The organism is Massilia glaciei (genome assembly GCF_003011895.2).
In the GTDB taxonomy this organism is placed as follows: Bacteria; Pseudomonadota; Gammaproteobacteria; order Burkholderiales; family Burkholderiaceae_D; genus Telluria_A; species Telluria_A glaciei.
Genome location: NZ_PXWF02000016.1, coordinates 17,366 through 27,902, shown reverse-complemented (window position 1 = coordinate 27,902; position 10,537 = coordinate 17,366). Strand labels below are relative to the sequence as shown.

Here is a 10,537-nt window from a genome sequence, read left to right as displayed (position 1 = left end):
GCCGCCGCCGCGCCGGCCGCGCCCGCGCAGGCCTACCAGATCGACGACGAGGTGCGGGTCGACGTCGACCTGCGCGACGCCCTGCCCGCGTTTTTGCAGTCGCGCCGCGAGGTCATCGACTCGATGACGCTCTCTTGCGCGATGAACGACGTGGCCGAGGTGCGCCAGCTGGCGCACCGGCTGGCCGGCAGTTTCGCGCTGTACGGCTTCCGCTGGGCCGGCAAGCACTGCCAGCAGATCGAGCACGACGTCGCCCAGGTCGACAGCGCCGCGCTGCAGGAACAACTGGCGCGCTTGCGCTTGCACCTTAGAAATGTCACGATTCGCTTTGTCGATCTGAACGCGACGGATCAAACACCCACCCCTTGAGAGGAACTGCCGTGACCAAGAAGAAAATTTTGATGGTCGACGACGACCACGCCGTCACCGACTACCTGAGCCTGAAATTGAACAAGACCTACGACGTGGTGGTCATCAACGAGCCCAGGGGCGTGGTGCGCATGGCGCGCGCCGAGCGGCCCGATTTGATCCTGTGCGACATCGACATGCCCGAGATGGACGGCGGCGACGTCTCGCGCGCGCTGTCGGAGGACCCCGACACGCGCGCCATCCCGCTGATCTATCTGACGTCGCTGGTGTCGGTGACCGAGGCGAGCGAGCGCAACGGGCAACTGGGCGGGCGCCCCGGCATGTCCAAGCACGCGCCGATCGAGGAGACGCTGGCCAAGATCAAGTCCGTGCTCGGCGACTAGGCGCGCGGGAAGCGGGCGCGGCGCCACACCGGCCGGTGCCGGGCGGCGCCGCGGCCGGGTTCCGTCTTTGGAGGGGGGCGCAGCATGATGAACAGCAAGCACAACAACGCGATGCACGAGTCGGCGCTCATCGCCAAGTACCGCGCCGGGATCTCGTACGGCCTGGCCATCGCGGTCGGCCTCGGCCTGCTGCCGTTCGCGGTCAACCATTTTTTGCAGGGGCGCCCGGCGCTCGGCGTCGCCACCGGCGCCGTCTCGGCCCTGTTGATCGCCAACGCGCTGGGCATCTACTTCAACAAGCGCTCGTCGCTGCCGCCGGTGATCATCTTCGTGCCGGCCATGATGGCGCTGGTGCTGGCGGTGCGGACCCAGGGCTGGCCCGGCATCCTGTGGGCCTATCCGGCCATGCTGATCTTCCATTTCATGCTGTCGCTGCGCACGGCCAACGTGGTCAACACCATCGTGGTGGTCATGGTGCCGCTGGCGGCGTGGCAGGTGATGGGCGCGCCGATGGCGGTGCGGGTGGCGGTCACGCTCGGCCTGATGCTCATGTTCGCCAACATCTTCTCGATCGTCACCAACGGCCTGTACCACGAACTGCTGGCGCAAAAGGAGCTGGCCGAGACCGCGACCCGCTTCAAGAGCGAATTTTTGGCCAACATGAGCCACGAGATCCGCACCCCGATGAACGCGGTGATCGGCCTGAACCACCTGGCGCTGCAGACCGACATGACGGCGCGCCAGCGCGACTACCTGACCAAGGTCCAGGACGCGGCCAACGCCCTGCTCGGCATCATCAACGACATCCTCGACTTCTCGAAGGTCGAGGCGGGCAAGGTGAGCCTCGAGCGCACCGAGTTTTCGCTCTCTGACGTGCTCGAGCACGTGGCCACGGTGACCGCGCTGCCGGCCCAGGCCAAGGGCCTGGCGCTGGTGTACGACGTCGCGCCCGAGGTGCCGCAGCGGCTGCTGGGCGACCCGCTGCGGCTCGGCCAAGTCCTGCTCAACCTGATCAACAACGCGGTCAAGTTCACCGAGCGCGGCGAGGTGGTGCTCATGGTGGCGCTCGAGGCGGCGCCCCGGCCCGGCGCCGGCGGAGCGCGGGACGGAGATGACCAGAACGGCGGGGACCAGAACGGCGGGGACCAGAATGGCGGGGACCAGGTCTGCCTCTCGTTCACGCTGCGCGACACCGGCATCGGCATCGACATGGTGCACGCGCGCCACCTGTTCGCGCCCTACAACCAGGCCGAGCGCTCGACCGGACGCAGGTTCGGCGGCACCGGCCTCGGGCTGGCCATCTGCAAACAGTTGGTGGTGGCGATGGGCGGCGCGATCCGGCTCGACAGCGTGCCCGGCGAAGGCAGCGTGTTCGCCTTCACGGTGCGGCTGGGCGCGGCGCCCGAAGCGCAGGCGCACGACCGGCTCGCGCCCGAGCTGGCCGGCAAGCGCCTGTTGCTCGGCGTGGCGCGCCAGTCCCAGCGCGAGGCGCTGGTGCGCATGCTAGGTGCGTGGGGCGCGCGGGTCGACGTGGCGGCCGACGTGCACGCGGCCAACGCGCGCCTGCGCGAGCACAGGTACGCGGCGGTGCTGCTCGACCAGCCGCTGGCGCTGCAGGTGCAGGGCGCCGGCGACTATTTTTCCACGCCCGGCGCGGCGCACCTGATCCTGCTGCCCGAGGGCGACGCCAAGGACGGCGCGACCGGCATGCACGGCGCGGTGCACCTGATGCGGGTGCCGGTCAGCCCGCTCGCGCTGCGCGAAAACCTGTTCCTCGCGCTCGACCTGAACCCGCCGGCGCACCTGCCAGCGCCGGCGGCGCAGGCCTGCCGGATCGACGGCGCGCACCTGCTGGTGGCCGAGGACAACGAGATCAACCAGATGGTGGTGCGCGAGCTGCTCGAGAGCGCGGGCGGGCGCTGCACCATGGTGGGCGACGGCGAACAGGCGGTGCACAGCGCCCTGCACGGCGGCGAACGCTTCGACGCGGTGCTGATGGACGTCCAGATGCCGCGCCTCGACGGGGTCCAGGCGACCGCGCGTATCCGCGCGGCGCACGACGCGGCGGCGCTGCCGATCATCGGCCTGTCGGCCCACGTGCTGCCCGGCGAGCGCCAGCGCTGCCACGAGGCCGGCATGAACGACTACCTGACCAAACCGATCAACCCGGAGCTGATGCTGGCGACGCTGGCGCGCTGGATCGGGCGCGACAAGCCCGCGGCCGCGGCCGCGGGCGGGGGCGCCGATAGCGCGCGCGCCGCATCGGTGGGCGCGGCGCTGCTGCCGGCGCGGCTGGACGGCATCGACATGGCGGGCGGCCCGCTGCGCTGCCGCGGCAACGAGGGCCTGTACCACGACCTGCTGGTCCAGTTCCACCTGCGCTACACCGACACCGCCGCGCAACTCGGGATGCTGTGCCAGGACGGCCAATACGGCAGCGCCGCCATGCTTTTGCACACCCTGCGCGGGGTGGCGGCCAACCTTGGGGCCGACGAGCTGTGCGCGGTGGTGGCCAGGCTCGAAGGCGCGCTCGCCGACGAGGCCGAGGGCGCATTGCCGGCGCTGCTGGCGGAGTTCGGCCGCGCGCTGGCGGTCGTCAACGGCTCACTGTCCGCGCTCGAACGCGCGCCGTCGTCGGCGGCGGCGGTGGCCCCGCCGCACGCGGCGGATGGGGCGGATGCGGACAGCGCCGGCGTCGAGGCGCTGCTGGCGCCGCTGGCCCACCACCTCGCCTTCAACGACACGCGCGCCGAACAACTGCTGGCGCAGATGCGGGCCCTGACGGCCGGCGCCGAGCCGGCCTGGATCGGCGAAGCGACCTTGGCGGTCAACGCGCTCGACTACGTGGCGGCGCTGGCCTGCCTGCCGCCGCCGCGGGCGGACAAAGACTAGCGGCTGTCGGCCTTTGTTCGGAAATCGAAGTCGGATCGCTCGCATTCAGGCGACCAAGCGAAACCGGGGTCAGAGTTTTTTTCGCGGCTTCATGCGAAAATTACTCTGACCCCGCTTTCGCGGGCCGAAGTCTGCGGCTAATATTGATCCTGTGCGCCATGGTCTGCACGGCGGTAGCGTTTGGGGGCAATGGTGCCAGTTCCCTGTGGCATTCGCGCCAGTCGGGATGGTGCTGGTCGCGGTATGAAAAACGCCGCTGACTTCGGCCCGCGAAAGCGGGGTCAGAGTAATTTTCGCATGAAGCCGCGAAAAAAAACTCTGACCCCGGTTTCGCTCGCAGCACCAGAATGCGATCGATCCGACTTCGATCGCGGACCAAAGGCCGGCACACTGCTAGTTCGGCGCGCAGCCGCCCGGCTTGAACACCCGTTCAAGCTGCGCCGGATTGCGTTCGAGCGCGCCGCCGACACGCATCGGGCGCGCCGAAAACGCGCCGCCGCAATTGGGGCAGCGCCACGCCAGCCGCGTCTCGACGCAGTCGCCGCAAAACGTGCATTCGAACGAACATATCCAGGCCCCGCCGGCGTCGGCGGGCAGGTCCTTGTCGCAGCATTCACAGCCGGGTCGCATCTGCAGCATCGTCATTCCTTGACAGGTGTGGGCGCGCCCGTGGATTCTTCGGCCGTTGCCAGATCCTCCGGTGTGTCGCCCTTAATAGGCTTCGGCTTGGGCGCGCGCCAGTAGCCCTGCTCGCTGAAGCACGACCAGCCCCACTTGAGCCAGCTGAGCAAGGCGTAGGCGAGCCACAAACACCACAACAGCATCAGCAGGCGGTACGCGAGCAGCGGCAGCGAGATGATCCACGCCTGCGGCAGCTGGTCCGCCATGCGGTCGGCGAACCAGCGGTAGGCGTCCCGGTCGGACAGGTTGCCCGCCACCTGCATGTTGGGGAAGCCGATCAGCGTCTGCGTGAGCGCGACGAACAAGCCGGCCAGCGCCGCCAGCGTCCACACCACCAGCAGGACCTGGGCCAGCTTGAAGCGGCGGTCGCCGAGCAGCGCGCCGTACTGCCTGCGGTAGCCAAGCGCCAGCAGCCAGCCGACGATAACGATGGCGAGCGGGTACTCGACCTGGGTCAGGCCCAGTCCGAGCAGGAACCAGTGCCAGCTCTTGAGCGGGGTCAGCGTCGAGCGGCCCAGCGCCAGCGCCACCATGCCGATGACCAGCACCAGCCCCCACAGCAGCACGGCAGGCCCCATGCGCGGTCCGCCCAGCAGCATGGTCCAGCGGTCCTGCGGCATATGCACCATGATCGTGGCGTTGACCGAGGCCAGGCCGGGGTCGACCTCGGGGGTGCGGTAGAAGGTCGAGACGCCGCCCGGCTGGCGCCAGTCGATCCGCACCTCCTGCTCGCCGCTTTGCAGCGGCACCCGCAGGATGCGCCCGTCGAGGCGCAGCGGCAGTTCGGTGTCGCCGACGCTGACCTTTTCGAGGATCGCGTTTTCGGGCAGGGTGAGCGGGTGCAGCCCGCCGCGGCTGGCGCGCAGCGATATCCTCAGCGCCACGCTGCTCGAGCGCTCGCCCGGGGTGACCGTCATCGTGCTCTCGTCCATGGTCAGGGTCTGGCCCGCCACGCCGAGCGGTTTGGAGATGGCCAGCGTGACCTGCTCACCGGGCCACGGGCGCCACAGCGGCATCCAGCGCGCCGAGCCGTCCTGGTGTTCGATCGCCGGCACCCCGGTTGGCACGACGTGCCATTGCTTGCCCGCGTCGAGGCGCCACAATTCGATCTGGTTGGCCCCGGCGGCGGCCTTGAGCGCGAGCACCGGGCGCTCCTTGAGGCTGCTTTGCCAGCTGACCGAGCCGGACTGCGGGCTGAGGCTGACCATGGCCTTGCCGTCGACGATGCGCGGCTCGCTGCTGGTGAGCGATTCGCCCGGCAGCAGCGCCACCTCGACCTGGATCGGACCGTTGGCCGGCGCGATGCGCTCGACGACCGTGTGCACGGTCCAGCGCAGGCCGAGCGTGATGGTGCGCGTGACGCGCACGAACGGCGGGAAGTCGACCGCGGCGGCGCCCTTGCCGGCCTGCGTGTTTTGCACGGTGCGGGTCAGCTGCACGTTGGCGTCGGCGCGGCCGTTCTCGCGCAGCCCGCTCACGGTCCAGCCTTCGAGGCTGGTGTCGACGCGGCGCGGCTTCATGTGCAGCGGCAGCAGCACGTTCTCGAGCGCGCCGATGTCACCTTGCATCACGATCTCGTGCACCCCCGGCGGCAGCGCCAGCCACATGGTGCCGGTGTCGTCGCGCACCATCGCGCTGGCCGGTTTGCCGTCGAGCAGAACGGTCTGCGCCTGCCACTGGCCGACCGCGCCGGGCAGGTTGACGGCGGCGTGGTCGAGCGCATGCACCTCGAGCCGCAGCTGCAGGCTGGCGCCCCTGGCCTGGATCTGCATGCGGCTTAGCTCGACGCAGTTGGGCTGGCAATCGGCAGGCAGCAGCAGGCGCCGTTTGAGCTCCTCGAGCATGTCGGCCGGGGGCGCTTTGTCGGCGGATTCGGCCACCGGTTCGGACGCATGCGCATCGGGCGGCGCCAGCAGCGGCGCGGCCAGCAGCACGGCCAGCAACGCCGCCGCCGCGGACGGCGCGCGCTTGAGGCGCGGCCATGCCAGGGGACGCTCCATCAGGCGCCCGAACAACAGCGCCAGCAACAGCACGCGCAGCAGGCACAGGAAGGCCACCAGCGCGGGCGGCAGCAGCCACAAGCGCAGTTGGGCGTCCTGCTCGACCGGCCCGTTCCAGACCAGCTCATAGCTGCGCCAGCTCCAGCGTGGCAGGCCGGGGCCGGTCTGGACGATCGCGTTCGGGTCAAGTTTATCGAGGCCGCTTTCGGCGCGGACGTAGGACGAGGAATCTTTCGGCGGCAGCGGGGGCGGCGCCATCATCGCGACCGGCGCGTCCGACAACTGTGCAATCTTTTCCTCAACAATGATTGCCTGCGTTTCACCATCGGCGGCGGCCGGCGCCGCTTCGGCAGCCTCGTCGAGCGACTGTCTGCTCCTCCCCGTCATCCCATGGCTCGTCTCGGCCGGGATCTCGAGCACCGGATAGAGCGCCTGGCGGATCTGCGTCACGCTAAACGGCAGCATCCACAGCGCCAGCGCCAGCAGCGCCAGCGCGCGGTAGAGCCGGACCGCCTGCCACGCCCTGCCCGTCAGCGGCAGCACCTTGAGCAGCGCCACGCCTGCCAGCACGGCAAGCCAGATCCAGCGCGGCGCGTTCGGCTCGTGGTAGATCAGCGCCAGCGTGAGCAAGGCGGCCAGGCCCCAGCCGGGGCTCCACAGTTTTCCGAAGGCGAGGCCGATGATGAGCACCACGAACATATCGAGCAGCGTCCACTTGGACACCCACGAGCCGTTCGTGGCGTCGGTGCCGCTGGCGGCGAACAGGCGCCAGCCGGGCGGAAGGTGCAATTGCGCCGACACGGTCTGGAAATCCTGGCGCCAGCCGGTGGCGCTGAAAGCGCGCGTGCCCGATTCGATGCGGCTGTCGGCGCCGATGTTGGCTTTGCCGGTCCGCAGTTCGACCCCGGGGTCGGCCGCCTGGCGCGTGATGAACTGGTCTTCGTTGTCGATCGTGACGCGGCCCAGCACGCCCGGATTGGCCATTTCGAGCCGCCACGAACGGCTCAGGTTGCCGGTGATGTCGTCGTGCATCGTGTAGCCGCCGCCGTCGAAGTCGAGCCAGATCGTGCGCCGCAGCCCGAGCTGGTCGGGCCCCGGGTCGGGGTTGCCGCGTTTGCTCTCGACCAGCTTGAGGCTCTCGCCCGGTTTGATCCGGAACGCCGGCAAATGCTTCCATTCGTCGGGCAGCACCGCCTGCTTGGCGTCGATCGGGGTCGAACCCTGCGGGCTGACCACGCGCAACTGGTTGTGCGCCTCGAACACCCACACCTCCTCGGCCACCAGCGGTTGCGCGCCCGCCGGCAGGGTCAGCGCGGCCGGCGCCTTCAGGTGGCGCGCCTCGAGCGAGACGCTCCAGTCACCCGGGCGCAGCTGGATGCGCAGCGAACCGTCCGGTTCGATGCGGGCCGGCAGCTCGCTGGTGAGCGCGGCGGGGACCGTCCCGGGCAGCAGCAGGGTCGGGATCAGCACCTCGCGGTTCTTGCCCGAGACCGTCAACCGCAGCTCGGTCGTGACGACGAACGGGATGTTGTCGCTCAGCTTGCGGCTAACGCGCATCTCGAGCCGGTCGGTGGCGACGGCGCTGTCCTGGGCGCGGCTTTGCAGCCACAACTGGCCGCCATCGGCCAGCTTGGGCGCGGCCACCACGCGATCGTCGAGGCGCAGCGCCACGAGCGCGGTGTCGACGGGCAGTTGCAGCGTTTCGGGCATCTCGGCCCAGCGGAAACTGCCCGTGACCCGATGCGCGCCGATCGGCAGCGTGACGCCGGGCATGTCCGACTTGGCCGTCACCACGGCGGCCTTGCCGCCGATCTTGACCTCGAGCGGCCAGAATTCGGCGTTGCCGGGCAAGGCGACCCACAGCGGTTTGTAGACCTGGATCGTTTGCTCGAAGCTGCCGCCCTTGGCGTCGAGCACGAGTTCGATGCTGGCCGGCCAGCTGCAGCGGCGCGTCTCGCTGTCGTTGTAGAAGTACGGGCATGCACGGTCGGTGTTTTCGTGCAGCACCCATTCGGTCCATGGACGCAGGGGCGCCGGCGTTTCGTCCTTGGTCAGCGGGCCGGCGGCGGCGCTCGCGGCAAGGAGCAGGCCGAGTGCGGATGCGAGTATGTTGCCAGCGAGGGCGCGAGGCCAAACCTTGATCATATGCGGTCCATTGGAGAGTGGAACTAGCGTTAAAAGTTCAATATCACATCAATGGAACTAATATATGCTACCTCCTGGTAATTCACAAGTGCTTTGAGACAAGACCTTCGTCGAACTGGGCAGGTTCAATTGGTCGATGGGGTCGACGATGAAGCGAACCAAGTGAGCTTCTGAGCCAGCCCTTAAACGCCGCTGACTTCGGCCCGCGAAAGCGGGGTCAAAGTAATTTTCGCATGAACCCGCGAAAAAAAACTTTGACCCCGGTTTCGCTCGCGGCACCGGAATGCGATCGATCCGACTTCTATTTCCACCAAAGGGCGACAGGCTCTGGCCAGAATGAAGGCGCTGTCAGCGCAGGAAGCGCCCCACCCTCGCCTCAAGCACGGCCACCAGTTCGGGCTGCATGTATGCGTAGTCGTCCGGTATGTCGAGGCACACTACGCGTTTGCCGTTGAGGTGCTTCTTGAAGCGCGCCGCGAGCCGGCTGCGGTGCGCATTTTCCATCACGAAGATGATGTCGGCCCAGGCGATTTGCTCGGGGCCGAGCGGCACCGAGGCGTCGCCGCCGAGCCCGGCCGAGTCGGTCTCGACGCCGGGCCAGCTGGCAAAGACCTGTTCGGCCGTCGGGCTGCGCAGGCGGTTTTGGCTGCAGATAAACAGCGCATTTTTATTCATCGTCGCGTCCCTCCTTTTTGCGGCCCGAAAGCAGCACGTGGAGCTGGTGTTTTTCGAGCCGGCGCGCGCGGCGCGCGGGCTCGTCGCCTTCGTGCGCGCCGGCGCGGCGCGACTTGGCCAAGACCGCCAAGGGGTTGCGCGGCTTTGGCACTTTGAGTACTGGCTTGGTTTTCATGTCTTATCCTTTCACGCAAATGACCTGGCGCAGGGTGTGCACCACTTCGACAAGGTCGGCCTGGTTGGCCATGACCTTGTCGATATCCTTGTAGGCAGCCGGGATCTCGTCGACGATCCCGCCGTCCTTGCGGCACTCGATGCCCTGCGTCTGCTCGGCCAGGTCGAACTGGTCGAACGTTTCCTTGGCCTCGCCGCGGCTCATGCGCCGCCCCGCCCCGTGCGAACACGAGCAGAACGAATCGGGATTGCCCTTGCCGCGCACGATGAAGCTCTTCGCGCCCATGCTGCCCGGGATGATCCCCATTTCGCCGGCACGCGCCGAAATCGCCCCCTTGCGCGTGACGAACAGGTGCTCGTTGTTGTGGCTCTCGCGCGCCACGTAGTTGTGGTGGCAGTTGATCGCCTCGCCGTCTAGCTTGAACGGCGGCGCATACACGGCCAGCACCGCGAGCGCGCGCCGCATCATCTCGCTGCGGTTGACGAGCGCGTAGTCCTGCGCCCATTCCACCGCCTCCACATAATCGTCGAACCAGACCGCCCCCTCGCTGAAATACGACAGGTCCTTGTACGGCAGGTTCATCTTGTTGCGCTCCATGTCGCGCCGCGCGGCCGCGATGAAATAGCGCCCGATCACATTGCCGATGCCGCGCGAACCCGAATGGAGCATGATCCAGACCCGCTGCTCCTGGTCGATGCAGACCTCGATGAAGTGGTTGCCGCCGCCGAGCGTGCCGAGCTGGCAAATCCAGGTTTGCGCGAACTTGTGCTGCATCTTCATGATGCCCTTGTGCTTGGCCACGATGCGGTCGAGCCGGTCGTTGAGCGGGCGCCCGACCCGCACATGGGCCGAGCCGCGCACCTTGTTCCACTCGTGCTGCCCGTAGCCGACCGGGATCGACGCTTCGAGCGCGCCGCGCAGCGCCGCCAGGCTGTCGGGCAGATCGCTCGCCGTCAGCGTGGTGCGTACCGCGTTCATGCCGCAGCCGATATCGACGCCGACCGCGGCCGGGATGATCGCGCCCCGCGTGGGAATGACGCTGCCGACGGTGGCGCCGGCGCCGGGGTGGACGTCGGGCATGGCCGCAACGTGCGGATGGACGATCGGCAAGTTGGCGATATTGAGCAGTTGCTGGAGCGCGTGCGGATCGATATCGTCGGTAAAAATGTGCACCGGGACGAGGCCCTTGCGCAGTGTTTGGTAGATTGGCATAACGG

At 68.3% G+C, this 10,537-nt stretch carries 8 protein-coding genes; 3 read left to right on the top strand and 5 right to left on the bottom strand.

The genetic code is table 11. The features are described 5' to 3' along the window. The 3 genes from C7C56_RS00850 to C7C56_RS00840 all read left to right on the top strand — a co-directional run. The coding region (locus C7C56_RS00850; protein ID WP_146204220.1) for an Hpt domain-containing protein at positions 1-369 on the top strand (369 nt) is incomplete at its 5' end. Positions 370-380: 11 nt separating this feature from the next. Continuing rightward, on the top strand, positions 381-752 hold the full coding sequence (locus tag C7C56_RS00845; protein ID WP_106755613.1) for a response regulator: 372 nt from the start codon (positions 381-383) through the stop codon (positions 750-752). Between the two features lie 84 nt (positions 753-836). Next, positions 837-3,644 (top strand): hybrid sensor histidine kinase/response regulator, encoded by a 2,808-nt coding sequence (locus C7C56_RS00840; protein WP_106755612.1) that lies wholly within the window; start codon positions 837-839, stop codon positions 3,642-3,644. 393 nt (positions 3,645-4,037) lie between these two features. Here the strand turns inward: C7C56_RS00840 and C7C56_RS00835 are convergent, their stop codons facing one another. From C7C56_RS00835 to C7C56_RS00815, 5 genes are all read right to left on the bottom strand, one after another. After that, on the bottom strand, positions 4,038-4,283 hold the full coding sequence (locus C7C56_RS00835; protein WP_106755611.1) for a DUF1272 domain-containing protein: 246 nt from the start codon (positions 4,281-4,283) through the stop codon (positions 4,038-4,040). 2 nt (positions 4,284-4,285) lie between these two features. Beyond that, positions 4,286-8,470, bottom strand: a complete 4,185-nt coding sequence (locus C7C56_RS00830) for a hypothetical protein (RefSeq protein WP_106755610.1) — start codon at positions 8,468-8,470, stop codon at positions 4,286-4,288. A 348-nt stretch (positions 8,471-8,818) separates the two neighbouring features. Continuing rightward, on the bottom strand, positions 8,819-9,145 hold the full coding sequence (locus tag C7C56_RS00825) for a low molecular weight protein tyrosine phosphatase family protein (RefSeq protein ID WP_106755609.1): 327 nt from the start codon (positions 9,143-9,145) through the stop codon (positions 8,819-8,821). After that, positions 9,138-9,320 carry a hypothetical protein gene (locus tag C7C56_RS00820; RefSeq protein WP_106755608.1) on the bottom strand — a complete coding sequence of 61 codons (183 nt, stop codon included), beginning with the start codon at positions 9,318-9,320 and terminating at the stop codon, positions 9,138-9,140. The genes C7C56_RS00825 and C7C56_RS00820 overlap by 8 nt, the downstream gene beginning before the upstream one ends. Before the next feature lie 3 nt (positions 9,321-9,323). Then, positions 9,324-10,532, bottom strand: a complete 1,209-nt coding sequence (locus C7C56_RS00815) for an RtcB family protein (RefSeq protein WP_106755607.1) — start codon at positions 10,530-10,532, stop codon at positions 9,324-9,326. Positions 10,533-10,537: the final 5 nt, after the last annotated feature.

What these genes read in the sequence shown, in the direction of transcription:
- C7C56_RS00830 (WP_106755610.1), bottom strand. Translation starts at nt 8,470, where the DNA reads ATGATCAAGGTTTGGCCTCGCGCCCTCGCTGGCAACATACTCGCATCC.
- C7C56_RS00835 (WP_106755611.1), bottom strand. Translation starts at nt 4,283, where the DNA reads ATGCTGCAGATGCGACCCGGCTGTGAATGCTGCGACAAGGACCTGCCC.
- C7C56_RS00815 (WP_106755607.1), bottom strand. Translation starts at nt 10,532, where the DNA reads ATGCCAATCTACCAAACACTGCGCAAGGGCCTCGTCCCGGTGCACATT.
- C7C56_RS00825 (WP_106755609.1), bottom strand. Translation starts at nt 9,145, where the DNA reads ATGAATAAAAATGCGCTGTTTATCTGCAGCCAAAACCGCCTGCGCAGC.
- C7C56_RS00840 (WP_106755612.1), top strand. Translation starts at nt 837, where the DNA reads ATGATGAACAGCAAGCACAACAACGCGATGCACGAGTCGGCGCTCATC.
- C7C56_RS00820 (WP_106755608.1), bottom strand. Translation starts at nt 9,320, where the DNA reads ATGAAAACCAAGCCAGTACTCAAAGTGCCAAAGCCGCGCAACCCCTTG.